This is a genomic window from Lysinibacillus sp. FSL K6-1151 (genome assembly GCF_038630755.1).
Classification (GTDB): domain Bacteria; phylum Bacillota; class Bacilli; order Bacillales_A; family Planococcaceae; genus Lysinibacillus; species Lysinibacillus fusiformis_D.
The window spans coordinates 4,119,760-4,144,578 of sequence record NZ_CP152040.1; the positions used below are offsets into that span (position 1 = coordinate 4,119,760).

Annotated in this window: 22 protein-coding genes and 1 tRNA gene; 11 read left to right on the plus strand and 12 right to left on the minus strand. The window is 38.0% G+C overall.

The window, feature by feature from the left end; genetic code table 11:
- Positions 1–90: 90 nt before the first annotated feature.
- Positions 91–2,034: an ATP-binding cassette domain-containing protein gene (locus MHI04_RS19890; RefSeq protein WP_340812211.1), complete on the plus strand. Its 1,944-nt coding sequence runs from the start codon at positions 91–93 to the stop codon at positions 2,032–2,034.
- A 440-nt stretch (positions 2,035–2,474) separates the two neighbouring features.
- Here the strand turns inward: MHI04_RS19890 and tsaD are convergent, their stop codons facing one another.
- The 6 genes from tsaD to MHI04_RS19920 all read right to left on the minus strand — a co-directional run bounded on the left by tsaD (position 2,475) and on the right by MHI04_RS19920 (position 6,163).
- The gene (gene tsaD, locus MHI04_RS19895; RefSeq protein ID WP_058843573.1) at positions 2,475–3,491 is read right to left on the minus strand and encodes a tRNA (adenosine(37)-N6)-threonylcarbamoyltransferase complex transferase subunit TsaD; all 1,017 of its coding nucleotides are present in this window, start codon (positions 3,489–3,491) and stop codon (positions 2,475–2,477) included.
- Entirely contained in the window at positions 3,491–3,943 is a 453-nt protein-coding gene (rimI, locus tag MHI04_RS19900) for a ribosomal protein S18-alanine N-acetyltransferase (RefSeq protein ID WP_058843572.1), read from the minus strand. The genes tsaD and rimI overlap by 1 nt, the downstream gene beginning before the upstream one ends.
- Positions 3,936–4,643, minus strand: a complete 708-nt coding sequence (gene tsaB, locus MHI04_RS19905) for a tRNA (adenosine(37)-N6)-threonylcarbamoyltransferase complex dimerization subunit type 1 TsaB (protein ID WP_058843571.1) — start codon at positions 4,641–4,643, stop codon at positions 3,936–3,938. The genes rimI and tsaB overlap by 8 nt, the downstream gene beginning before the upstream one ends.
- A complete protein-coding gene (tsaE, locus tag MHI04_RS19910) occupies positions 4,640–5,089 on the minus strand; it encodes a tRNA (adenosine(37)-N6)-threonylcarbamoyltransferase complex ATPase subunit type 1 TsaE (RefSeq protein WP_036119017.1) in 450 nt (149 codons plus the stop codon). The genes tsaB and tsaE overlap by 4 nt, the downstream gene beginning before the upstream one ends.
- 189 nt (positions 5,090–5,278) lie before the next feature.
- The gene (locus MHI04_RS19915) at positions 5,279–5,617 is read right to left on the minus strand and encodes a hypothetical protein (protein WP_036119013.1); all 339 of its coding nucleotides are present in this window, start codon (positions 5,615–5,617) and stop codon (positions 5,279–5,281) included.
- A 470-nt stretch (positions 5,618–6,087) separates the two neighbouring features.
- Positions 6,088–6,163: transfer RNA gene (locus tag MHI04_RS19920), tRNA-Asp, on the minus strand.
- Positions 6,164–6,312: 149 nt separating this feature from the next.
- Here MHI04_RS19920 and opp3b point away from each other — a divergent pair.
- Genes opp3b through MHI04_RS19940 form a run of 4 tightly spaced genes read left to right on the plus strand, consistent with a single transcriptional unit; the run spans position 6,313 to position 10,637 of the window.
- On the plus strand, positions 6,313–7,242 hold the full coding sequence (gene opp3b, locus MHI04_RS19925; RefSeq protein ID WP_058843570.1) for an oligopeptide ABC transporter permease: 930 nt from the start codon (positions 6,313–6,315) through the stop codon (positions 7,240–7,242).
- Positions 7,239–8,270 carry an oligopeptide ABC transporter permease gene (gene opp3C, locus MHI04_RS19930; RefSeq protein WP_342535121.1) on the plus strand — a complete coding sequence of 344 codons (1,032 nt, stop codon included), beginning with the start codon at positions 7,239–7,241 and terminating at the stop codon, positions 8,268–8,270. Before opp3b ends, opp3C begins: the two co-directional genes overlap by 4 nt.
- A 13-nt stretch (positions 8,271–8,283) precedes the next feature.
- Positions 8,284–10,275, plus strand: a complete 1,992-nt coding sequence (locus tag MHI04_RS19935) for an ABC transporter ATP-binding protein (RefSeq protein WP_342535122.1) — start codon at positions 8,284–8,286, stop codon at positions 10,273–10,275.
- On the plus strand, positions 10,272–10,637 hold the full coding sequence (locus tag MHI04_RS19940) for a DUF3899 domain-containing protein (protein ID WP_231744985.1): 366 nt from the start codon (positions 10,272–10,274) through the stop codon (positions 10,635–10,637). The genes MHI04_RS19935 and MHI04_RS19940 overlap by 4 nt, the downstream gene beginning before the upstream one ends.
- 424 nt (positions 10,638–11,061) lie before the next feature.
- On the opposite strand, the gene MHI04_RS19945 is transcribed toward MHI04_RS19940, so the two are convergent.
- Positions 11,062–12,744, minus strand: a complete 1,683-nt coding sequence (locus tag MHI04_RS19945) for a peptide ABC transporter substrate-binding protein (RefSeq protein WP_342535123.1) — start codon at positions 12,742–12,744, stop codon at positions 11,062–11,064.
- Positions 12,745–12,880: 136 nt separating this feature from the next.
- Here MHI04_RS19945 and MHI04_RS19950 point away from each other — a divergent pair, with 136 nt between their 5' ends.
- On the plus strand, positions 12,881–13,945 hold the full coding sequence (locus tag MHI04_RS19950) for a Xaa-Pro peptidase family protein (RefSeq protein ID WP_271911092.1): 1,065 nt from the start codon (positions 12,881–12,883) through the stop codon (positions 13,943–13,945).
- 176 nt (positions 13,946–14,121) lie between these two features.
- Positions 14,122–15,408 (plus strand): RNA polymerase factor sigma-54, encoded by a 1,287-nt coding sequence (rpoN, locus tag MHI04_RS19955; RefSeq protein ID WP_058843568.1) that lies wholly within the window; start codon positions 14,122–14,124, stop codon positions 15,406–15,408.
- 69 nt (positions 15,409–15,477) lie between these two features.
- Here rpoN and MHI04_RS19960 read toward each other — a convergent pair whose 3' ends face one another.
- Genes MHI04_RS19960 through MHI04_RS19980 form a run of 5 tightly spaced genes read right to left on the minus strand, consistent with a single transcriptional unit; the run spans position 15,478 to position 20,989 of the window.
- Positions 15,478–16,959: an aldehyde dehydrogenase family protein gene (locus MHI04_RS19960; protein ID WP_342504462.1), complete on the minus strand. Its 1,482-nt coding sequence runs from the start codon at positions 16,957–16,959 to the stop codon at positions 15,478–15,480.
- An 18-nt stretch (positions 16,960–16,977) separates the two neighbouring features.
- Positions 16,978–17,880, minus strand: coding sequence for a 4-hydroxy-tetrahydrodipicolinate synthase (dapA, locus tag MHI04_RS19965; protein WP_058843566.1), 903 nt, complete (start codon positions 17,878–17,880; stop codon positions 16,978–16,980).
- Between the two features lie 26 nt (positions 17,881–17,906).
- Complete coding sequence (locus MHI04_RS19970) at positions 17,907–18,779, minus strand: proline racemase family protein (protein WP_342535124.1); 873 nt, start codon at positions 18,777–18,779, stop codon at positions 17,907–17,909.
- A gap of 12 nt (positions 18,780–18,791) precedes the next feature.
- The gene (locus MHI04_RS19975) at positions 18,792–19,811 is read right to left on the minus strand and encodes a proline racemase family protein (protein WP_058843565.1); all 1,020 of its coding nucleotides are present in this window, start codon (positions 19,809–19,811) and stop codon (positions 18,792–18,794) included.
- The gene (locus MHI04_RS19980) at positions 19,808–20,989 is read right to left on the minus strand and encodes an FAD-dependent oxidoreductase (protein ID WP_342504381.1); all 1,182 of its coding nucleotides are present in this window, start codon (positions 20,987–20,989) and stop codon (positions 19,808–19,810) included. The genes MHI04_RS19975 and MHI04_RS19980 overlap by 4 nt, the downstream gene beginning before the upstream one ends.
- 154 nt (positions 20,990–21,143) lie before the next feature.
- On the opposite strand from MHI04_RS19980, the gene MHI04_RS19985 reads away from it, so the two are divergent.
- From MHI04_RS19985 to MHI04_RS20000, 4 genes are all read left to right on the plus strand, one after another.
- A complete protein-coding gene (locus MHI04_RS19985; protein ID WP_342504380.1) occupies positions 21,144–22,850 on the plus strand; it encodes a sigma 54-interacting transcriptional regulator in 1,707 nt (568 codons plus the stop codon).
- 141 nt (positions 22,851–22,991) lie between these two features.
- On the plus strand, positions 22,992–23,261 hold the full coding sequence (locus MHI04_RS19990; RefSeq protein ID WP_342535125.1) for a (2Fe-2S)-binding protein: 270 nt from the start codon (positions 22,992–22,994) through the stop codon (positions 23,259–23,261).
- Complete coding sequence (locus MHI04_RS19995; RefSeq protein WP_036119074.1) at positions 23,258–23,596, plus strand: (2Fe-2S)-binding protein; 339 nt, start codon at positions 23,258–23,260, stop codon at positions 23,594–23,596. Before MHI04_RS19990 ends, MHI04_RS19995 begins: the two co-directional genes overlap by 4 nt.
- Complete coding sequence (locus tag MHI04_RS20000) at positions 23,589–24,809, plus strand: FAD-dependent oxidoreductase (RefSeq protein ID WP_089934205.1); 1,221 nt, start codon at positions 23,589–23,591, stop codon at positions 24,807–24,809. The genes MHI04_RS19995 and MHI04_RS20000 overlap by 8 nt, the downstream gene beginning before the upstream one ends.
- Positions 24,810–24,819 lie beyond the last annotated feature (10 nt).

The window sequence follows — 24,819 nt, forward strand, 5'->3', positions numbered from 1 at the left end:
ATCTTACATGACTGCTAGGAATAAGTAAAGCACCTACATTGCATGCAAATCGTTCATCCATTACACTAAGGTAGAATTGAGGTGTCAAGAATGATTGTTTTACAGGTCAATCAACTAACTAAATCCTTTCTTGCAGATGAAATTTTAAGTGGTGTTAAATTAGAGGTTCAACACCGTGATCGCGTTGCCTTAGTAGGGCGAAACGGTGCAGGTAAATCGACTTTATTAAAAATAATCGCTGGTCAAATGTCCTATGACTCTGGGGATATCATTATCCCAAAGGGCGTTCAGGTTGGCTATTTAGAGCAACATGCTGGATTAAATTCTACGTTAACTATTTGGGATGAAATGATGACCATTTTCGAACCGCTTTTAGCTCAAGAACAAACGCTCCGCTCGCTCGAACAGCAGATGGCTGATCCTACCGTTTACGAAAATTCCACTCTGTATGCGAAAGTTATGTCGGAATACGATCAACTACAGCATACTTTTAAGGATGCTGGCGGCTATCAATATGAATCGGACATACGTTCAGTGCTTCATGGAATGCAGTTCTATCCCGAAGACTATGATAAACCCATCAGCTCACTATCTGGTGGACAACGCACACGTTTAGCACTGGCTAAGCTTTTACTTAGTAAACCAGACCTTTTAATTCTCGATGAGCCTACGAACCATTTAGATATCGAAACATTATCTTGGTTGGAATCTTATTTAAAGAGCTATGAAGGAGCTATTTTAATTGTTTCCCATGACCGCTACTTCTTAGACCAAGTCGTTTCCATTGTCTACGAGGTGTCACGTCATCGTGTTACAAAATATACAGGCAATTACAGTGCTTATTTAGATGAAAAGGCTAAAACCTATGAACGCGATGTCAAACTTTTTGAGCGTCAGCAAGATGAAAAGGCCAAGCTAGAGGATTTTATCCAAAAGAATATTGCACGTGCCTCTACAACAAAAATGGCACAAAGTCGACGTAAAATGCTTGAACGAACTGAGTGGATGGAATCGCCAGATGGTGATGAGAAATCCGCTAGTTTTGGTTTTACTATCGAACGTCAAAGTGGTAATGATGTTTTATCCGTCGATGATTTAACAATCGGCTATGATGATCAGCTAATATCTAGTGGTATTAACCTGCGCACTTTTCGCGAGGATCGGATAGCCCTTGTTGGACCAAATGGGGTTGGTAAATCAACATTATTAAAAACAATTGTGAAAGATTTAACACCTCTTGCAGGTGCTATTCGTTATGGTACTAATGTACAAATTGGCTATTATGATCAAGAGCAAGCAAAGCTTTCAAGCAATAAAAGTGTCTTGAAAGAGCTATGGGATGAATGGCCGCTCATGAATGAAAAAGATATTCGCACTGTCTTAGGACGCTTCCTATTTAGTGGAGAAGATGTGGATAAAACCGTATCCTCTTTATCAGGCGGTGAAAAAGCACGCCTTGCACTCTCAAAATTAATGATGCAAAAGGCCAATTTTTTAATTCTCGACGAACCTACAAACCATCTAGACTTAGATAGTAAAGAGGTTCTGGAAAATGCACTGATTGATTATCCTGGAACGCTTCTATTTGTCTCCCATGACCGCTACTTCATTAATCGTATCACAACGAAAGTGGTGGAGTTGTCTGGAACTGGATCATTTGAATATTTAGGTGACTATGATTATTATGTAGAGAAAAAACAGGAACTGTTGGAGCTAGCGCAAATGAAGGCTGCCTCCCAACTACAAGTACAGCAAGACCTACCTGATAAGACTTCTACCTCTAAAATTGATAAAGAGGCAAAAAAACGCGAACGTCAAATTAGACGTACTATTGAAGAACTAGAAGTGAAGATGCAAGAAACGACAGCTAGCATTGATAGGCTCGAGGAAGCTCTCTGTGACCCTGCAATTTTCACGGATCACGAAAAAATTTCACAGCTTCAAGACGAATTAGCTATTGCTAAAGAACAGCATGAGCGATTGGAATTAGAATGGTTAGAGCTAAATGAGGAACTTGAAAATATGAATATGTAGTTACTGATTTTAAGCCATGTGCCTCGCCGCATGGCTTTTTTCTTTACACACCTTTATTTTTCATATATATTGGTCAAGTGCTATTTTTCGACAAAAAATGCCCACAGTTTTATACACACTATAAATCTAGTAATACCAACATATCAACAGAGTTTTCCACATTGTCCACAATCAAAAATTATTTTATCCACATCTTCCCTTGTAAAACATGCTACTATATATTGAATAATCACAAGTTATACACAAGTTATCAACATATTGTGCATAAGTACGCGTGTTCGGTACTTAGTTCGCTCCATTACCTGTGGATAATTTTCTGAAAAATTTGTCAATTAACGTGTTGAATATTATTATTCTCTTCGCAACGTTCATTTTTTATCAACAAATTTTCGACAATCAAAAAAGAGATATCTTCAATAAGATACCTCCTTCATTTACTGCTATACCCAAGATTTTAACTCCATTCCGGGACGTCCATTCATCATTAAGTTTCCTCGAACCCCCGCCTCAAACATTGGCATGGCTGCTGCTCCAATCATTGCCGCATTATCTGTACACAATTTGAGTGGTGGTACAAAAAATGGGATGCCTTCCTCGGCAAATACAGCCTCTAAAGCGCTTCGCAGACCTTTATTCGCTGCTACACCACCAGCTGCTATGACCTGCTTCACCTGATATTCGCGAGCAGCACGCAATGTTTTCGCTGTCAGTACTTCGACAACACTTTCCTGAAAACCTTTAGCAACGGCTGCTGGCGAAATAGCTTCGCCTCGTTGATCCATATTGTGTTTATAATTGATGACTGCTGATTTTAAGCCACTAAAGCTAAAATCATAAGAACCCTCCTCTAACCAAACTCTTGGAAAAGGAACAGCCTCTTCACCCTCATGAGCAAGCTGATCAATACGTGGTCCACCTGGATAAGGTAAGTTTAAAACGCGTGCCACTTTATCATAGGCTTCACCAGCTGCATCATCTCGTGTTTCACCAATGACCTCAAAGGAGCCATGTTCCTTCATATAAACAAGCTCTGTATGACCACCTGATACGACAAGTGCCAACAAAGGAAATTCCATTGGCTGAACAAGTGCATTGGCATAAATATGTCCTGCAATATGGTGGACGCCAACAATCGGCAAGCTGTTAGCAAAAGCAAAAGCCTTAGCTGCGTTAATGCCAATCAATAATGCCCCTACAAGACCTGGGCCCTCTGTAACAGCAACTGCATCTAAATCGGCTGGCTTTAAATTAGCTTGTGCCAGTGCTTCTTCTATTACTACTGTAATTTGTTCAACATGATGACGTGATGCAATTTCAGGTACAACCCCACCAAATCGCTTATGACTTTCTATTTGAGAAGCCACAACATTCGACACAATTTCATGACCATTTCGAATAATCGCTGCAGCTGTTTCATCACAACTTGATTCTATTGCTAATATCAATCCATTATTCATTATAAATTCACCCACATGACAAGGGCATCCTCCCCGTTATCAGTATAATAGCCTTTCCGTATGCCACCATCTTGGAATTGAAGCTTGCGATAGAGATTTTGTGCAACCATATTTGTTACACGTACCTCTAACGTCATGACCTCCATTCCATGTAAACGAGCTATTTGCATCGCCTCACGCATTAACCCCTCACCTATCCCTCGGCCACGTGCCTCCTCAATAACAGCTACATTTGTAATTTGAGCTGCATCTATGACCATCCACATCCCACAAAAACCAATAATACTGTCATTTTCATCTATAGCCAGCACATAATGCGCATACTGATTTTCATGCACTTCGTAGTAAAAGGAATCTAACGTCCATGGCACTGGAAATGAAGTCACTTCAATTTCATAAACCGTTGGCACATCGTCAGAAACCATTTTACGATAAGTTACATTCCTACTCATGTTCCTTCTCCTTCTGTTCTTTCAGCCAGTTCGCCTCAGCTTCTGCAATCCGTTTATATTGTGGAACAAAGTGATGGATAGCTTCGACTCTAGGTAACTCTAATTTCGTTGCTACACGAATGACTTCCGTTGCGCGTGGCAAGTCAAAACTAAATGGTGCACGTACTGCTGTATCACCAAGCACCTGCTCAATATTCTTCCAAAATATATCAACATCTGTTCCTACAAATAAAATAGGCGCCTCTAATGCCTTTAAACGCACTAATAAATCATCAATATGTACATGATGATCCTCCACAAGGGCCTCTAATGTCTCGCCCTGATAAACAGCTGTGTAAACATTGCCTCTTCTAGCATCAATAATTGGACAAATCAATCCGTTGTAAAGAGCAGCATTAGCAGCCAATGTCTTTAAGCTAGATACACCAACTAAAGGCTTCTGTAATGTCCATGCTAGGGTTTTTGCTAATGTCACGCCTATACGAACACCTGTATAAGAACCTGGCCCTTCAGACACTGCAATCACATCCAAGTCATTCGGTTTTAAACCTATTCGTGCCAAGATTTCTTCAATCGCCGGCATTGCACCTGCAGAATGCGTTAATTTTATGTTTTGTACCATCTCGGCCACCACTTTGCCATCCTTCACAACTGCAATGGAGAGTGGTGTATTTGCTGTTTCTATTCCTAACCAAATCATTTCATTAGCTCCTCACATAGTGCCTCATAGCGTTCTCCACGAGGTATTAACACAAAGCGTCGTTCATTTTCTCCGATTCGGTAAATCTCTATCGCTAAGCGATCCTGTGGCAAATCCTGTTCAATTAAATGCGCCCATTCGACCACTGAAACTGCATCTCCATAAAACAGCTCATCCCAGCCTAGGTCTTCATCACTTTCTGCTAACCTATACACATCTAAATGATTAAACGGTAATCTCCCCTCATACTGCTTAACAATCGTAAATGTTGGACTGTTGACTGTTCGTTTGACCCCAAGTCCCTTTGCCAAGGCTTTCGTAAATGTTGTCTTGCCAGCACCTAGATCCCCTTCTAATGTAATCGTATCTTGAGCTTCTAGTATATTGGCAAGTTTAATGGCGAAACGTTCTGTATCATCAACTGAATTCATGATTATTTCATACATATTCTTTTTTCCTCTCATCACTACATTACCTCTAGTTTACCTAAACTAACGAAAATGTTCAAAGCATCCAATATCATTTATACCTGCTTTGATTGTGCTTGTTAAAAAGCCCTGTTCTGTGATGACAATAGTTAGGTAACCTAAATGCAAACAAAAACACGTCTTCTCTTATGAAGACGTGTCAACTATCTATCTATTGGAATGACCTTTTACAGCTATGATCTCTTTAGCAATTAATTTATCATCCTTAAATTTCACTATATAAGCCTGAGTCAACAGGGTTTCATCATTCCAACGATATTCATTATTTTTAACCTTTTTACCTGCGCCGCCTGCTGTCTCTACTACCTCAATATATGACATATCATTTTTTAATTTCTCAAATTCTACTTCGTTCATATTTTTTTGCCAGTGATACGTATTTGCTTCTTCAATCTCTATAATAGGATCTCCACAGCCTACCATCATAATCATGGAACCAATAAGCAAAGGTAAATAAAGACGTTTTAAGAAATGGTCTTTGCTCATATAAACACCTCCGTAGCCAATCCGATTACTTCTAAATTTTTACCCCTAATTTTTATTTTAGAAACATATCTCATTTTACCTTATAAAAACGCCCTCATTTATCGGTAATTTTTACTATTTTTAGATAATGTTAAAAATATGCAATAAGTTAGGCTCATGTCAATAATTCAATTAACTTCACTGGGATTGGGTGATTTTTTAGTAGCAGTAGAGGCGTTATTTAGGGCAATAGATGTTATTTTATTAAAACCAATGGGAGGTTGGTCATAAAGGCTTCAGAAATTGTAAAGCTTTTAGCCTCTATGTTTCTACCCTATGAACTGGGTCTTTATAAAATGATGCTTTCACAATTTCAACATAAGCTTGAATGCATTTCATGCTCAAATGCTAAGTTGAAAGAAAATCATTATTAAATAAAAAAAGCTCTTATGACTGTAGCAGTACATAAGAGCGATCATATCAATTTTAAATGGCGGTCCCGACCGGGATCGAACCGGCGATCTCCTGCGTGACAGGCAGGCATGTTAACCGCTACACCACGGGACCTCTTTAAGACATTTATAAATATATCATATAGTAAAAAGCTATGCAATATATATTTTCATATTTTTTCTTCTCATAATTTCTGCAATTGGCATCAATCTTGCAAATAAATTAATAGTTTTAACAACACTATTTAGTAGGAGGTTGGTGCCATGGTTCGGTACATATTTACACGAATTGGTTATATGATCATTACCCTTTTTATTATTATTCTACTGTCATTTTTATTAATGAAAGCTTTGCCAGGTTCACCATTTAATGATGAGCGGCTTCCGGAGCCTCAAAAAGAGCTACTTTACAAAAAATATGGGTTAGACAAGCCTGTTCCTGTGCAATTTGGCATTTATTTAACGAATCTTGTACAAGGAGATTTAGGAGTTTCTTTTGTCTTTGATAATCGACCAGTGACTAAAATTATTCAGGAACGTATCGGTGCATCGGCAATTTTGGGCTTTCAAGCCATTATAGTGGGAACAATTATTGGGCTTTTATTAGGAATTATAGCGGCTCTAAAACATAACACTATTATTGATTATGGAGCCACAATACTAGCCGTACTAGGTATATCGATTCCATCGTTTGTCTTTGCAGGCTTTCTACAATATTGGGTTGGCGTTAAACTAGGCTGGCTACCCATTGCCTTTTGGAATGGCTTTGAATATTCTATTCTACCAACGATTGCTTTAGCAGTTGGAGTAGTTGCTACAATTGCCCGTTTCACGCGCATTGAAATGCTAGAAGTACTTAGTCAAGAATACATCTTAACCGCAAAAGCCAAAGGTTTATCAAACCCTTTTATCATTACAAAACATGGTATTCGAAATGCCATGATTCCAATCGTGACTATTATTGGTCCGTTAACTGTTAACACTATTACTGGTTCACTTGTTATTGAAAAGATATTCAGTATTCCAGGTTTAGGTGAGCAGTTTGTTAATTCTATTATTACCAACGATTATCAGCTAATTATGGGAACAACTATTTTTTATGCGGTGCTATTTGTAACCGTTATTTTAATCATCGATATTTTATACGGGTTGATTGATCCCCGAATCCGTGTGACAGGAGGCGATAAGGCATGACTATAAAATTGACAGAAGGTATAACTAAGAGCTATTCAAAGGAGTTATTTGAATATGCAACGCAAACTGATATTACGGATGATATCACCTATCGTCCTGAGCAATCATTTTGGCAAGATGCATGGCGTGGTTTGCGGAAAAATAAAGCAGCTATTGTTGGGTTATGTACTATTATCGTCGTTCTATTACTTGCCATTTTCGGCCCTTTTATGAATAGCCACGGTTATGATGAACAAAATATTGCGCGCACTAATTTACCTCCAAAAATTCCTGTCCTTGAGAATATTTCTTTCTTAGGCTTGAATGGTGTTGATAGCCGAGGCGTAGACCAATATGAAGCAAAAGGGGTTGCAGAATATTTTTGGTTTGGTACAGATGAATTAGGTCGAGATCTTTGGACGCGTATATGGGAAGGAACACGAATTTCTCTTTATATTGCTTTTTTAGCAGCAACCATCGATCTCATTATAGGGGTTGCCTATGGGGCTGTCTCAGCATTTTATGGTGGTCGGACAGATAATATCATGCAACGTATTATTGAAGTGTTAGTTGGTATCCCTGGCCTAATTGTGAACATACTTTTGATTCTTATTTTAAAGCCAGGGATTATTTCGATTACGATTGCAATGGTGATTGTAGGCTGGATCAGTATGGCTCGAATTGTTCGAGCACAAATATTGAAGTTAAAATCATATGAATATGTGCTTGCTTCACGAACACTTGGTGCTAGTAACCAACGTCTCATTTGGAAGCATTTAATTCCCAACACGCTTGGGCCAATTATTGTTGCAACTACGTTTACTATTCCAGGAGCCATTTTCACGGAAGCATTATTAAGCTTCATCGGATTAGGGCTACAGCCTCCAACAGCTTCTTTAGGAACAATTGTCAATGATTCGTATAAATTACTACGAATTTATCCACATGGCATGATTGTTTCATCTATTGTCATTAGCTTGATTATGATTAGCTTTAATTTACTCGGGGATGGACTGCGTGATGCATTCGATCCAAAAACTCGTAAATAAGGAGATGCTCTAAATGAAAAAAATATTAGAAGTGAAAAATTTAAGTGTCTCATTCAACACATACAACGGTGAGGTACAAGCAGTACGCAACATTTCATTTGATTTATTTGAAGGTGAAACCTTAGCCATTGTAGGCGAGTCTGGCTCAGGGAAATCAGTTACTTCTAAAAGCCTTCTTCGCCTCAATCCAACTGAGACAACGATGTTAAAAAGTGGACATATTTTATATAACGGGCATAATATTTTTACTTGCAGTGAGCAAAAAATCCGAGCAATTCGTGGAGCTGAAATAGCCATGATATTTCAAGATCCAATGACTGCTTTAAACCCTACGATGACGATTGGTCGCCAAATAGCAGAAAGTATAAAGAAACATACAACTTTACGTGGCCAACAAATTACTAACCGTGTTATAGAACTATTGCAACTAGTCGGTATTAAAGAAGCTGATAAACGATATAAACAGTACCCACACCAATTTTCTGGAGGGATGCGCCAACGAATAGTGATTGCCATGGCGCTAGCTTGTGAGCCGCGCATCATTATTGCCGATGAGCCTACTACAGCACTAGATGTTTCGATCCAAGCACAAATTTTAGAATTACTAAAAAACATACAACAAAAAATGAATTTATCGATTATCTTTATTACCCATGATTTAGGTGTTGTCGCCAAAATGGCTGATCGTGTTGCTGTTATGTATGCTGGAAAAATAATTGAAATTGGCTTAGTTGATGAAATTTTTTATCATTGTCAACATCCTTATACACAAGGCCTACTTGCAGCCATGCCTAATCCAGATATTGATACCAATTCATTGTATGCCATTCCAGGAACACCACCAAACCTGCTTCAGCCACCTACTGGAGATGCCTTTGCAGCTCGTAATAAACATGCATTGAAAATTGACTTTATAGAGGAGCCACCGATGTTTCAAATAAGCGACACTCATTTCGCAGCAACTTGGTTATTGCATAAACACGCACCTAAAATAGTACCGATTCATCAACAACCTACACAGGTACAGCAAGAGAAAAGTAAAGCACCCACTGTATTCGATAAAGAACATCCATATTTATCATTAAAGGAGGTCAAGCAGCACTTTTCTTTAGGAAAAAACACTGTTAATAAAGCTGTTGATGGCATTACGTTCGATATTTATAAAGGAGAAATTTTTGGTCTAGTGGGAGAATCAGGATGTGGTAAATCTACAACTGGACGTTCCATAATTGGACTCAATTCGATTACTAGCGGAGAAATTCACGTTGATGGTCGTAATATCAATGACAATCAAACAAAAAAAGACAAACTAACTTTCAATAGCAAGGTGCAAATGATTTTCCAAGATCCCTATTCTTCCCTTAATCCGCGTATGAAAATAGCGGATATTATTGCAGAAGGATTGGCCATCCATGAAGTACCAAAAAGTGAATGGAAGCCCAAAATATATGAGCTATTAAAAATAGTAGGATTAACAAAGGAGTATGCAAACCGTTATCCTCACGAGCTTAGTGGTGGACAACGTCAGAGGATTGGTATTGCACGTGCTCTTGCTGTAGAACCTGAGCTCATCATTGCAGATGAACCTATTTCTGCGTTGGACGTGTCCATCCAGGCACAAATAGTGAATCTACTGAAAAAGTTACAAAAGGAACGTGGATTGACCTATCTTTTTATTGCACATGACTTGTCGATGGTGAAATATATTAGTGATCGTATTGGTGTGATGTATCGAGGAAAAATCGTTGAGCTAGCAGACAGTCAAGAGCTCTATGATCACCCAGTACACCCTTATACGAAGTCATTATTATCAGCCATTCCATTGCCAGATCCTAAGTTAGAGCGAGAACGCAAACGCATTATTTTTAATGAAGCTACCTATCAAGCTAGCAGAAATTATGAGAGTGAAAGCTTTGTAGAGATACGGCCTGGTCACTTTGTTATGCTGACAGAAGAAGAGCTTGTCCAATACCGTCTAGCACAAGAAGGAGGTATATCACTTTGAATATAAAGGTCACAGCCCTACTTGCTAGCTGTATTGTCATAAGTTCCCTTAGCTATACTTGGCTCCTCCATCAACCAATAACTTTTTTAACATTGATCAACAATATTTTCCTTATTTCACTTGCGTTCACTATTGTAGGTGCATCATTATTTGTTGTGCAAGGTGGGCTTTTTAATGGTATCGCCTATAGTTTTAAACGTTTTTTTGCACGTGTCACTAAAAATGGTGCCTATGCCTTTGAATTAGATGGAGATTTAGAATTTGTTCATGCACCTTCCTACACCTTCACTTATCCACTATTACTAGCGGGTATACTTGGCTGTTCCGCAACAGCCATTTTATCGATAGTTTTCTATCTATAAATGAAAAACAAAACCATCAATAGAATTTTGTGAAAGGTGAAAAAGGATTTCCGTTGCAGGTTAATTGCTTTCCTCTGGTTGAGCGCCGAGCCGCTTCGCTCAAATGTTTCTTTTTAGCAAAGTTTTTTAAATAAAGTCTGGTAGAGGGGGTGTTGTCACTCATCACTTCTCCACATTGAAAATAAGAGGCTATCTACAAATAATGGGCTATTTTGCTCGCTACGGCTCGTATGAAAGATAAGGAAAGACGCTTTTGCATATGGCGAGACTCTGGAGCAAACGCAGTGAGTGAAGCAGCTCATCGGACGCTGGCGGAACGGAAATCACCCCCTCGCCTTTCAAAATAGCTTTTTCTGCCGTTGACATCGCCCTTTTTCAACAACATGAAAAAATGCTGTCCTCCGAAAGTAGAGGACAGCATTTTTTAGTTTACAATTTCTACCCATTTATAGCTTATGTCAGCTGAGAATGGATGCTCGTATAAATTTTTCACGTATGGTTTTGTCAAACGACTTAACCCTTTTTGAAATGTTGGAGCGAATGCTACGTCTTCCATCATTAATTTTTCAGCTTGCTGCATAAGTTCCCAGCGCTCCATAACATCAGAGGTAGTTTTCGCTTGTTTTATTAATGCATCCACTTTTTCATTTTTATAGTTGGATTGATTATAATAAGCTGTTGATTCAAATAATTCAATGTAAGTCATAGGATCTTGATAGTCAGGACCCCAACCGCCATAGTCTAAGTCAAAATCAACAGCCCCCTCTAATGCAAGTTTTTGCTTATTAGGCTGCATATTAATTGTTAGCTCTAAGCCTTCTAAATTCGTCTCTAATTGATTTTTAATAAATTCAGCAGCTTTCTTAGATTCTGCACGGTCATATGTTAAAAACTCCAGCTTTACTTGGTCTACACCAAGTTCCTTTTTGCCAGTAGCCCATAGTTCCTTCGCTAATTCGATATCTGTTTTATTCATATCACCGTTTCCATCGCGGAAGTCATTCCCCTTGTCATCTGTTGATAATCCCTGTGGTACTAAATAATAAGCAGGAATAGAACCATCCTGTAATATCACATCAGCAAAGCCTTGTTTATCCCATGCCAAATCAATGGCTTTACGAATGGTTTGATTAGCTAAATATTGATTTTCGTGATTTATACGAATAAAATACGTATTTGGCTTTAAAAACGTTGAATACTCTGGACTGTCTTTATATTGAGCGACATACTCACTCGATAACTCGGCAGTGTCTATTTCACCAGCCTCATAGAGATTGACAGCCGTTGCTGTATCTTTGACAATTTTTTGTGTGATTTTAGTAAGCTTGACAGTGTCTTTATCCCAATAACTTTCATTTTTGACAAACGTCCATCCTTGCCCATGTTGCCAAGATTCCATCTGGAAAGGACCATTATAGATCATATTAGCCGCTTCTAGCGCATATTGATCGCCTTGGGATTCTGTAAATTCTTCATTTAATGGGAAAAACGGTGCATAAGTCGTTAAGCTAATAAAATACGGAATAGGCGCATTTAGTTGCACTTCTAATGTTTCATCGTTTAACGCCTTAATACCAATTTCCTCTACCTTTCCATAAAGTGGGTCCTCTTCTGTTTGAACATTGGCCGCATTTTTTATATCCAACATTAAGTAAGAATAAATTGCTTGTGTTTCTGGGTTTATAGCTCTTTTCCAAGCATATTCAAAATCATGTGCTGTAACTGGAGACCCATTACTCCACACTGCATCCTTGCGTATTTTAAATGTATAAACTGTACCATCCTCAGAAACTTCATGTGACTCTGCCATACCCGGAACTGGTGTATTTTCAGGCCCTATACGATATAACCCCTCGAACACAGAGTTCATTGCCGTCACAGCAAGTGCATCTACACTCCCCAATGAGCTCATTGTCGTTAAATCACCTGTTGCAACTAAATGAAGCTCTTGTGCAGCAGTATTGTCGCCTTCATCAGTAGATGCATTGTCTGATTCATTACTATTTGTAGTATTTCCAGAAGTATTGTTTTCTTTCCCGTAACAACCGACCAATACAATGAGCATTAATCCTAACAATACGACAAGCCATTTTGTTTTTTTAGCCATCCTCAAAACCCCTTTGATTTTATTGCACGAATGAAATCGCACTATAAAAATCTATGCAATTTTCATGCCGACGCCAAATATTTTTAAAATTGGCACAGATTTTGCATTATAATTTCACTAAAGGGGGAATGACAACATGTCAAAATTAGAACAATTACGAATTGCTTTACAAGCACAAGATACAAGCGCAATGATTATCACAAATGCACAAAACCGACGTTATCTAACAGGATTTACTGGAAGTGCAGGAACGGTTGTAGTAACTAATAGGCGCGCACTTTTATTGGTGGACTTCCGCTACACACAACAAGCAACGGAGCAAAGTAAAACTTTCGAGGTTCATGAGATTGATCGCAACCGTATATATGAAACGATTCAAGAGATTTTAGATCAAGATTCAATCCAATCAGTTGGCTTTGAACAACATCACGTAACTTATTACGCCTATCAATTAATGGCTAATAAATTGACAGCAACATTAAAGCCTTTATCTAATATTGTGGAAAATTTACGTATGATTAAGACACCAGAAGAAATTGAAATAATTAAGAAGGCAGCTTGGATTTCAGATGAGGCATTTAAGCATATTTTAACATTCATTAAACCGGGTGTTTCAGAAATCGAAATTGCCAATGAATTGGAATCCCATATGCGAAAAAACGGTGCAACTAGTGCTGCATTTGATATGATTATCGCTTCAGGTCATCGCTCTGCTCTACCACATGGTGTAGCATCTTCAAAAATAATTGAGCAAGGTGACATGCTAACACTTGATTTTGGTGCTTATTATCAAGGCTATCGTTCTGACATGACAAGAACTATTGCTGTTGGTGAGCCACCTGAACAATTAAAAGAAATATATCAAATTGTTTATGATTCCTTGCAACATGCTCTTTCTAATATGAAAGCTGGTATGACAGGGCAAAATGCAGATAGCTATACACGTGACTACATTACAGCTAAAGGCTATGGGGACAATTACGGACATGGAGCAGGACATGGCATCGGGTTAGATATCCATGAAAATATATTCATGTCGTCAGTTTGTGAAGACATCTTAGAAGAGAATATGGTACTTACAGTTGAGCCAGGCATTTACGTTCCACAAGTTGGCGGTGTTCGCATAGAAGATGATGTCATCATTACAAAAGACGGTGTAGAAGTGATCACACACTCACCAAAAGAACTCATTATTTTATAATTTCTTTACACTTATCCTATAGATGTTTACTTTTTTTACACTTTTTAAAAACCTTTCATTTCAACATTTTGAGCTTTTTATTGGAAGCTTATAATATATTTCGTTGCACATGTCAAAATTTCTTGTCACTATATTTTCTAAGGTTAGATAGATTGATAGAGAATCGAGGTTTTATTATGCAACTTTCTATTAAGCAAACACAAGAATTACAAATCGTTATGTCTGCCCAACTTCGTCAGGCAATCGAGCTACTCCAATATTCAACTCAGGAATTAGAACAATATATACGTGAACAAGAACTCGTTAATCCTTTAATTGAATTAAGTGAACCAACACTTAAAGACCATCTACAGATTCCAAAAATGAGTAGCAGACATCTTGATATTATGCATCTTGCCACAAAATGTGAAAAAAATGTTCGTGATGAACTATTCCAACAGGTCAGGCTAACATTTTCTAACGAAAAGGACATTCAACTCTTAAAACATATTATTTATCATTTAGATGACAATGGTTATTATGAGCATTCAACACAAACGTCTTATAATGACCTAGAAATTGAAAAGGGCATTCATTTATTACAAACAATTGGTCCCTTAGGAATTGGTGCACGCAATTTGAAGGAATGTTTACTATTGCAAACCATTTATTGTCATAACAGCCCTGCTCATGCTGAAACCGTTATTTCTAATTATCTAGAAGAGCTTGCCAATAAGAAGTGGAAACAAATCTCAAAAGAGCTGGATATATCGCTAAGTGACTTACAAATGATCTATCTTTTTATACAATCACTACAGCCAAAGCTGAGCTCATTATTTTATCAAGAGTTGGTACATACGACGATACCAGATATCATTGTTGATATCGTTGATGGTGGGATTACCTTTTCGTTAAATGATTATTATTTACCAAAAATTAATATTCACGCTGACTACTTTCCTTATATAAAAACGCATTCCTCAGAGAAGAGTTATTTTAAAAAACACTTAACTGACTACCATTGGTTAGTTAACAGCATTGAACAACGTCGAAATACAATGATCAATATCATGAAGGCACTTATTGAAAAACAAAAGAAGTTTTTTCTATATGGCTTTGATGCCATGCAACCACTTACGTTGCGTGAAATTGCTGACCAAATAGATGTTCATGAATCAACGGTTAGCCGCATTACAACGAATAAATATGTACAAACTGCTTTTGGCACATTTGAATTAAAAGAATTATTCACCTCTAAATTGTCAACAGCAAATGGTCATAGTGTGTCGCAAATAAAGGTGAAGTCATTGCTGTCAGACTATATAAAATCTGAAAATAAAGCAAAGCCCTTCTCTGATCAAAAAATAGCTGAGTATTTTAACTCTGCGTTGGGAATTGAAATATCTCGTCGTACCATAGCCAAATATCGCGAGGACATGAACATACCTTCCTCTGCTAGACGTAAAATAAACCAGTTTAAATAATGAGAAAAGGAGCTATCTATTGGGGGTAGCTCCTTTTCCATCTAAACAAATTTAAAGCAGACTCACTTATTATTGCTTCATATTGACAAATACACTTTTCACCTCAGTATAATTGGACAAACCATATTCGCCGCCCATTTCACGACCAATACCTGACTGTTTATAGCCACCAAATGGCATCGTTTCCCATTCTAAGCCAAAATCATTAATCCATACTGTTCCTGCCTGTAGTTTACTAGCAATATAATGTGCTTTTTTTACATTTTCTGTCCAAATGCTTGCAGCAAGTCCATACTTACTATTATTAGCACGCACGATCACTTCTTCTATTGTTTCAAACGATAGAATAGACATAACAGGTCCGAAAATCTCCTCCTGAGCAATCGTCATCGTGTCCTGTACATCAGCAAAGATAGTTGGTTGTACAAAAAATCCCTTTTGGAGTGCTCGATTACCACCAGCTACTAAGCGAGCACCCTCTTCTTTTCCTTTTTCAATAAAACCAAGGACTGTATTTAATTGCTTTTGTGACACTAACGGGCCCATTTCTGTTTCCGGATCTAGTCCTGGTCCTACCTTCAATGCCTTAGCCTTTTCTGCAAGTCGTTCAACAAATTGATTGTATAGACTACTATGCACAAATACTCGTGTACATGCGCTACAGTTTTGGCCGTGATTGTACATCGTTCCAGCAAAAGTTCCCTCTATTGCTTCCTGTACATCTGCATCTGGTAACACAATAGCAGGAGATTTCCCTCCAAGCTCTAATGTTACACTTTTCACTTCATCAGCTGCCTTTTTCATCACGTGGATTCCAGTTTTTGTTGATCCAGTGAAGGCTACTTTAGCTACACCTTTATGTGTAACAATAGCTTCTCCAGCTTCTCCCGTACCCGGTACAATATTTACTACACCATTTGGAAAACCAGCTTGTTTCATTAATTGCCCTACATATAATAATGATAATGGCGTTTCAGCCGCTGGTTTGATGACAATCGTACACCCTACAGCTAACGCTGCACCTAGCTTCCATGCCGCCATTGCAAGAGGGAAATTCCAAGGAATAATTTGACCTACAACACCAACAGGCTCATGTACAATATAATTTAAGTAATCCTTGGATACTTGTACAGTCTGTCCTGTAATTTTTGTCGCCCACCCTGCATAATAACGGAAATGCTGAACAGTGCCATCCACATCATCTGCGAGAGCAGTTTGATATGGTTTACCATTGTCTATTGATTCAAGCTGTGCTAGCTCTTCACGATGTTCTTCTAGTAAATCTGCCAATTTATAAATAATTCGTGAGCGTTCAGCTGCCTCCATCGTTGACCATGCACCCTCAAATGCTTTTTGAGCAGCTTCTACTGCAAGATCAATATCTTCTGCCTGTGCTTCGCTTACTACAGCAATGACCTCTTCATTAGCAGGATTTAGAACATTCAATGTTTTACCTGATTGAGCTTGCATGTATTCACCGTCGATATACAAGCCGATTGTGGACTGTAGAAATTCCTTTACTTGTGGTTTTAATGTCAACACTGCCTCCATCATTCATCCCCCTTTGCATTAATAATGTTCAATTGCCAGTACGTCTAAATTAGTCATAATTGCTTTAAGTTGGGCATCTTCTTCCTCTGTTAGTGGGAGTCGTGGTAGACGACATGGTCCCCCTGCCCATCCTTTTAGTTCCATTGCACGTTTAGTGATTTGTACATATTTACCTGATCCCTCTAAAAATGCACATAAAGGTAATAATCGATCATAAATTGCCCAAGCTGCCTCTAAATTTCCTTCTTTTACTTGACTATATAACTTTGTGACAAGCTCTGGCACAATATTTCCAGATACAGAAATCCACCCAACAGCCCCAACTAAAAATGATTCTATGGCTAAGTCCTCTGAACCACAAAATACTTTAATATTATCTTGGCCTTGACGTACGATATCACGCGCTTTTCCAATACTGCCGCTCGATTCCTTAATGTGTGTAATATTTGGAACATCTCTACCTACTTTTAAAATCGTTTCTAAACCAATATCTACACCCGACGTAAACGGATTATTATAGATCATAATAGGGAAGCTTACAGATTCGGCTACTGATTTAAAATGAACATATATTTCCTCATCTTTTGGGTGTGCATAATAGGAATTAATCAATAATGCTGCGTCTGCGCCGGCCAGTTCAGCCTGCTGTGTATAGGTGATAGCCTCTGCAGTTGTCTCAGCAGCTGTACCAACAATCAATGTAATTCGCCCTTTAATTTGATCTACAGCTACTTCTACTGCTTTAAACCGTTCTTCTTTCGTTAAACTTACAAATTCGCCTGTACTACCGTTAATAGCAATACCTGTTACCCCTGCTTCAATAAAATGTTCAATATTTTGACGGAAACCATCCCAATCAATGTCCGTTTGGTTTTTCATTGGTGTTACTAATACCGGAAATACACCTTCTAATTTTTTCATCTTTTTTCCTCCTCTATCCTCTTTTATTACACTATGATAAATCCATGCTGCAAAGGATCTTCACGGTCCACTACAAATTGATGGATTCCTGTGATATATCCTGTTAATGCAATTTCATAGCCAGCTTCATGCTTTTGACTAATTTCAATGCTGCTACCAAAAATACTGTCATTTTTTTTGACAGCTTCTTCCCCTAAAACTGCTAGTAACGCCAATGTACTGTCCACACCAGGTGAACGTAATATATAGCCATCTCGCTCAAAGGTAACTGACCGTACTGAACTGTCTAGCTGTTCATACATAATGACACCATCTGCTGTACTATATTTCTCACTTTCTAGTAATCCCCACGTACTGATTTCTGCTAATTCATCTAGAACAATTGCCTTTAATTGCTGTGGTTTTTCTACAACAAAGTAGCGGCGCTCATTATCGATAATTACTTCGTCACCTTCTATATGCGCTGGCTTCAATGTCAAATGAACTGATAAAACAGTATCTTTCGTTTCAGAAAGTTTTACATAGGCTTCATAAACACCTTTTACTGTTTCAATAGAGTAAATATTATCTCTTGAAAGCTCTATTATTCCTTGCTCAATCAATGCTGTCATTGTGGCTACAAGTGCTTCATACTTAAAATTTGTAGAAGCCGAATGTTGGAAAAATAATAGTCGATAGGATGCAATAGCTGATGGTAAAACAAGACAGCCATTCATTCCACGGTGTCCTCTAGGTTCATTCAGAAGCAATTGTTTTGTATCTTCGAATTGCGTATTTAAAGCATGAGCCGCTTCCGTAATATTTTCATGCGCAAGCATGATTGGTGATTGCACAATAATACGAAAGGCTTCTCCCACTACTTGTGTATCGATCGTTTGAAAAGACTTATGAAAATTCATGCTTATCCTCCCTTAGTGATCCATTGGCGGAATCATCAAATAGCCCTCTTTCAGTGGATCCTGATTATTGTAAAAGAATCGATGCATACCCATAACCCAGGCAGATCCTGTTACCTCTGGAATAACAGCGGTTAGGCCACTAATAGCTACTTCTTCTAGTACACGTGCTTTAAACATTGTCCCCACAATACTTTCATAGACGAAGGACTCATTGAGAGCGAGCTCATTTTTTGAATAGAGTGTAGCAATTTTTGCGGATGTACCAGTGCCACAAGGGGAACGGTCAATCCCTCCTGGTGGAACAACAACTGTATTTTTTAAATCTGCTAATGGATTGACTGGGTCTGTATAAAACTCAATATGTGTAAGTCCATGGATAAATGGGAATTCTGGATGGACAATATCTTCCTTAGCATTCACAGCATTGCGGAGACGAATAGCTGTGTTAATAATTTTCGTTGAATTGTCTACAGCTAAGTTTAGATTGATTTTTCTAGCATCTATAATGCCGTAAAAGTTCCCTCCATAAGCTATTTCACATTCCACTACACCTAATTCAGAATCATTTATTTCAATCGTTTTTAATAGAAAGGATGGTACATTTTTAAATGTCACTTCCTTCGCTACGCCATCCACTACTTTAATCTTTACATCAATTAAACCTGCAGGTGTGTCCAATTTTATGTTTGTATAAGGTGTATTAACCTCTATTAAATTTGCTTCAATAAGTGCTGTACAAACGCCTATTGTGTCATGTCCACACATCGGCAAGTAACCACCTGTTTCTATATAAATCACTCCAAAATCTGCTTCGGGATGGCAAGGATCTGTAATGATAACACCTGACATCACACTATGTCCTCGTGGTTCATTCATAAGAAATTTTCGAATCCAGTCAAAATTCTCTTGCATAAATAACATTTTTTCAGACATTGTTTTGCCTTCAAGCTTAGGCATACCGCTTATTAATGAACGTGTTGGATTCCCACCTGTATGGGTATCAATTGTTGTAAAGAGCTTTTGAAATTTCATTTGTGAAGTACTCCTTTCTGGAAACGACTAAGATGAACTGGTTCAGTAGGAATGCATGTATCTTTGTACTGTAGTAATTCTTGGATAAGCTTCCCAGTAACTGCAGCCAAGCTAATTCCATCTCCTTCATGACCTGCCGCAATATAGAAACCAGGCACTTCTTCTACTTCACAAATAATAGGTAAATGATCTTCCGTCCATGGTCTTAACCCTGCATATGTACGAATAATCGACATATCAGCGATTTTTGGATAAAAACGTACAGCACGTCTAGCAATCATTTTCACCACATCGTGATTCACCTTCGTGTCAAAGCCTACAAATTCGCGACTACTTCCTATTAAAAAATTTTGTGCCTCTGTCGGCTCAAACACTAACGCTACCCCGTATTTTTCAATATCCATATCCACTTTACGTTCTCCACCAAATTTTGAAATTAAATAACCAAATTCCATCACTTTTCTTAGCCCTACTAGTTGCTGACGTGATGCGACAAGAATATGTCCTTTGCGAGGTTTAATTGGAATATCAACACCCAGCATTTGCCCAATAAACGGTGCCCAAATTCCACAAGCATTAATTACTTTATTTGCTGTTATCCATCCCTCATTCGTTTCAAGTAAAAATGTACCATCTGGCTGTTTCTTAATATTTTTGACTTCTGTATGTTTTTTTATCTTTGCCCCTAACTTTTCAGCTGAGTGAAACATAGAAAATGTCAGCATATATGGGTTCACTGTTGAATCGGTTTTACATTCCAATCCACCGTATAAGTCATCTGCAAAGTATTTTGACTCATTCCGCAAGTCCTCACGATCTAGCATTGTAAAATCTAAACCCGCCTCCCGTTGACGATTAACCCACTGCTGAGCAGCCTCCATCTCTAGCTCACTTTCACAAACAAGAATGCTGCCAGGATTCCGATATTCAAAGCTCATATCTAACTCTCGATTTAACTCATGTACTAATCTTTGACTGACTAAAGACATTTGACTGTCAAAGCCAGGATCTTTATCAATAGCTAAAATATTGCCATCACAGCGAGAAGAAGTACCACTCGCAAGTTCATTTTTTTCAAGTATTGTGATATCAAGGCCCGCTTTTGCACAATAATAAGCAATTGCTCCACCAATAATGCCACCGCCAATAATGACGATATCATGATGGGATTTCTTCATGTCTCTCCCCTCCTTTTCTATTCATGACTGTATGATGCAAAAAACATGCCAATCTATCTTATTGGAATTTGTTTGATAAACTAGTCACTATGTGTCAAAATTATTTATATTATTCAAAATAATTTGACAAATAAATAATGAGGGGGGACTTACATTGCATCCATATCATTTAATAATGAATAAAATATTAAAACGTAACTTTGCTATTATTTCTACTGACGATATAGTGTCCAAAATAAACGATGACAGCAAACAATATTTTGTGCTTGAAAATAATAAACCCTATGCAACAATGCGCGGTAAAAGAAAAAATGATGTTCACTATGTTGCTTGTCATACCATCCAGTTGGATTGCCCACTCAACATAGCTATTGAATATATGAAGGAATATGAATTTTTACTAGTTTGTAGTGAGGAAAAACAATATTTAGGATATTTATGGAGAGAGTCCTTAGTATACGATCTTGCCTATGAATTAGAATGTGGCAATGCTTATTTACAAACCATTTTAGACACAATAAATGAATCATGTACTGTCATTGATGCTGAACAAAATGTTGTTTATTGGACGAAGGGAGCAGAAAGCATTTTTTCTGTGTCTGGAGAAAATATTATTGGAAAGCCCATCACTCAATTTTTCAAAGAAGATCAACTAGAAATTTTACATACTTTACAGCATAGAAAATCTGTTTATCAACAGCAGCATTTTCCTCGGGAAGATCTCGTCGTCATGATCAATTCAAACCCTGTTATGCTGCATGATAAGACAATTGGGGCAGTCGTTGCTGAAACTGATATTACCCATGTCAAAAAATTAAACGAAGAGCTTCATCTTACATCTGAAAAATTATTGAATTTAGAGAAACAGATGAATACTAATGGCTTAGCCTATGATCCATTTACACTTATTCGTGGCAATAGTCCAAAGCTTAAAGAAGTATTAGAAAAAGTAAAAAAGGTAGCAGAAACCGAGGCAAATATTTTAATTTACGGAGAGAGTGGAGTTGGTAAAGAACTGTTTGCACGTGCAGTTCATGCCATTCGAGAAAAGCCTGAAGCACCATTTGTCGCTATCAATTGTGGAGCCATTCCTAGTGGCTTATTTGAAAGTGAGATATTTGGTTATGAAAAAGGAGCTTTTTCTGGAGCCCATCAAAAAGGAAAAAAAGGTAAAGTAGAGCTTGCACGTGGAGGTACTTTATTTTTAGATGAAATTGGTGAAATGCCGCTAGAAATGCAAGTAAAGATTTTGCGATTGCTACAGGAAAAAACGTTTTATACAGTTGGCGGTACAAAGGAAATGGACGTTGAATTTAATTTAGTAGCTGCTACTAATAGAGATTTAAAGCAATTAGTGGCAGAAGGAAAATTCAGAGAGGATTTATATTATCGACTGAATGTGGTGAATTTCACAGTTCCCCCGCTTCGAGAGCGAGCATCAGATATTTTAGAAATTAGCAATTATTTCTTATATGAAAAATCGATTAAATATAATCGACCTATTCAAGGAATCCCAACTGAAATAGCCAATGTTCTTTTAAAATACCAATGGCCAGGCAATGTACGGGAATTATCTAACGTTATTGAGCGACTTGTTGTATTTTCTGATGAGGGAGCCATTCATATGGAAGACTTACCTACGGATATTTTAGCAGCTATGCCAAAAGATGAAAAGTTGGAAGTTAAGAGGGATTTTCCTCTAGGGACAGAGCTTAACAATCAACTTGAACATTATGAACGGGAAATTATTTTAGAACAGCTTGCCAAAGTAAATGGTAATAAAAAAACATGCGCTAAAAACTTAGGCATTACTCGTGCCACTTTATACAATCGATTAAAAAAATTAAACATAGATGTCTAACTTTTTAAAATAAATGTCAATGTTTCTATACACTACTTTCACATATGTCTATAAAATCATTTTCTTAGCGACTTTCTTTTTTCTGGCATAGTTTTTGCATTATCTAGTATGGAAAGTATTTCATATAGTAGAGGTGGAACTATGCAAAATAAATCGATAGTTGTATGTCGTTGTGAAGAAATTAGTTACGATGAATTAATAGAAAGCGCATCAAAATATAAGTGCTCTGCACGAGAACTGAAGTTACGAACACGTGCAGGAATGGGCTATTGCGGTGGCCGTACATGCCGTACTATGGTAGATAATATTGCTCATCTTCATCATCCACGTACAAATGATGAAATTTCATTAAAACATCAGGCACCCATTCGACCAGTGCGATTCTCCGATTTAGGGGAGGTTAAATCATGACAGAACGTATAATTACCCACCCCGTTTTAGGGAATTTAATCCAAAAAGAAAAAATAACTTTTACTTTTGACGATCAGGTAATTGAAGGTTACAAAGGTGAATCCCTAGCTGCTGCATTGCTAGTACAAGGAATCCGCACTTTACGTTTGCACGAAGAAACAGGGCAGCCTCGAGGCATTTATTGTAATATTGGTCACTGCTTTGAATGCCGTGTCAATATAAACGGCTTGGACGGCGAGCGAGCATGCTTAACCCCTATTTCAGATGGGATGGTTGTAAAAAGTGGGCAGCCGCTTCCTACGACAGTAAGGGACTGGAGGAAGAACCATGAATAATAAAGTAATTATAATTGGAGCTGGTCCTGCCGGGCTTGCGGCGGCCATTACATTGGCGGAAAAAAATATTGCTGTCCTTGTTATCGATGAATATTTATATGCTGGCGGGCGATTACTTGGACAATTATATGAAGAGAAGCCAGGAACATGGTGGAATGGTATTGTGGAATCTGAACGTTTATTAAAACGAGCTAAAGCAGTCAATGTTGAATTTTTACTACAAACAAGTGTATCCGATTTAGAAAAAGTGGATCAAACGTGGATCATCCACACAACCAAAGGTATATTTCGTACCCAACATCTGCTATTAGCTACTGGAGCTGCCGAATCACCTTTCCCAATTCCAGGCTGGACTCTACCAGGTGTAATGTCTGTTGGAGCAGCACAAGTAATGACAAATGTGCATCGTGTGAAGCCTGGTAAACGGGGAGTCATTGTCGGGGTCAATGTACTATCTTCTGCTATTGCGATGGAATTACAATTAGCAGGGGTTCAAGTAGCAGCTATCACATTACCTCCCTCTAACTTGTTAGCGAAGAAGAATAGTAATCCTTTAGAAGTTATGAACTCCTTATTACATGTAGCTCATATGGCTCCCTCCCCTCTTGTTAAAATGGGCAGCAAATTGATGAAAAATGACTTTATGAAAAAGCTCGGTATTTCCTTTTATCCCAAAAATGGTGTGAAAATGTGGGATATACCTATTATGTTGCGTAAAGCTGTTATTGAAATCGTCGGTAAAGATCAAGTTGAAGGGGTCGTTTTAGCAACAGTGAATACAGATGGCTCTCTTGTTAAAGGTAGCGAACAACGAATCAAAGCAGATTTTATTTGTATCGCTGGCGGCCTATACCCTTTAGCAGAACTTGCCTCTTTAGCTGGTTGTCCATTCCATTATATCGAAGAATTAGGTGGGTTCATTCCTTTACATAATGAACAAATGGAAACTAATTTAGAGGGGTTGTATGTCGCTGGAAATATTACGGGCATTGAAGGAGCCAAGGTAGCATTAGCACAAGGAAAAGTTGCTGGCCTTACAATTGCTCAACGTCTCAATGCAGGAGCCTCAAAGTATGATATTAAGCTTGCTATCCAAGATGTTGAAAAAACAAGAGCTACTGCACATATTCAATTTCATCCTGAAATTTCAGCCGGTCGTCAACAGATGAAACAAATTTGGGATGAATCTGTTGGACCGCTTACGATTCATTAAAAATGCCTAT

Excerpts from the sequence above, each read along its gene's own strand:
- tsaD (WP_058843573.1), bottom strand. The coding sequence starts at position 3,491 with ATGAATAATGGATTGATATTAGCAATAGAATCAAGTTGTGATGAAACA.
- MHI04_RS20000 (WP_089934205.1), top strand. The coding sequence starts at position 23,589 with ATGAATAATAAAGTAATTATAATTGGAGCTGGTCCTGCCGGGCTTGCG.
- MHI04_RS19915 (WP_036119013.1), bottom strand. The coding sequence starts at position 5,617 with ATGAGCAAAGACCATTTCTTAAAACGTCTTTATTTACCTTTGCTTATT.
- tsaB (WP_058843571.1), bottom strand. The coding sequence starts at position 4,643 with ATGATTTGGTTAGGAATAGAAACAGCAAATACACCACTCTCCATTGCA.
- MHI04_RS19990 (WP_342535125.1), top strand. The coding sequence starts at position 22,992 with ATGCAAAATAAATCGATAGTTGTATGTCGTTGTGAAGAAATTAGTTAC.
- MHI04_RS19935 (WP_342535122.1), top strand. The coding sequence starts at position 8,284 with ATGAAAAAAATATTAGAAGTGAAAAATTTAAGTGTCTCATTCAACACA.
- dapA (WP_058843566.1), bottom strand. The coding sequence starts at position 17,880 with ATGAAAAAATTAGAAGGTGTATTTCCGGTATTAGTAACACCAATGAAA.
- MHI04_RS19890 (WP_340812211.1), top strand. The coding sequence starts at position 91 with ATGATTGTTTTACAGGTCAATCAACTAACTAAATCCTTTCTTGCAGAT.
- opp3C (WP_342535121.1), top strand. The coding sequence starts at position 7,239 with ATGACTATAAAATTGACAGAAGGTATAACTAAGAGCTATTCAAAGGAG.
- MHI04_RS19960 (WP_342504462.1), bottom strand. The coding sequence starts at position 16,959 with ATGGAGGCAGTGTTGACATTAAAACCACAAGTAAAGGAATTTCTACAG.
- MHI04_RS19945 (WP_342535123.1), bottom strand. The coding sequence starts at position 12,744 with ATGGCTAAAAAAACAAAATGGCTTGTCGTATTGTTAGGATTAATGCTC.
- MHI04_RS19970 (WP_342535124.1), bottom strand. The coding sequence starts at position 18,779 with ATGAATTTTCATAAGTCTTTTCAAACGATCGATACACAAGTAGTGGGA.
- MHI04_RS19975 (WP_058843565.1), bottom strand. The coding sequence starts at position 19,811 with ATGAAATTTCAAAAGCTCTTTACAACAATTGATACCCATACAGGTGGG.
- MHI04_RS19980 (WP_342504381.1), bottom strand. The coding sequence starts at position 20,989 with ATGAAGAAATCCCATCATGATATCGTCATTATTGGCGGTGGCATTATT.
- MHI04_RS19995 (WP_036119074.1), top strand. The coding sequence starts at position 23,258 with ATGACAGAACGTATAATTACCCACCCCGTTTTAGGGAATTTAATCCAA.
- MHI04_RS19950 (WP_271911092.1), top strand. The coding sequence starts at position 12,881 with ATGTCAAAATTAGAACAATTACGAATTGCTTTACAAGCACAAGATACA.
- rpoN (WP_058843568.1), top strand. The coding sequence starts at position 14,122 with ATGCAACTTTCTATTAAGCAAACACAAGAATTACAAATCGTTATGTCT.
- opp3b (WP_058843570.1), top strand. The coding sequence starts at position 6,313 with ATGGTTCGGTACATATTTACACGAATTGGTTATATGATCATTACCCTT.
- tsaE (WP_036119017.1), bottom strand. The coding sequence starts at position 5,089 with ATGTATGAAATAATCATGAATTCAGTTGATGATACAGAACGTTTCGCC.
- rimI (WP_058843572.1), bottom strand. The coding sequence starts at position 3,943 with ATGAGTAGGAATGTAACTTATCGTAAAATGGTTTCTGACGATGTGCCA.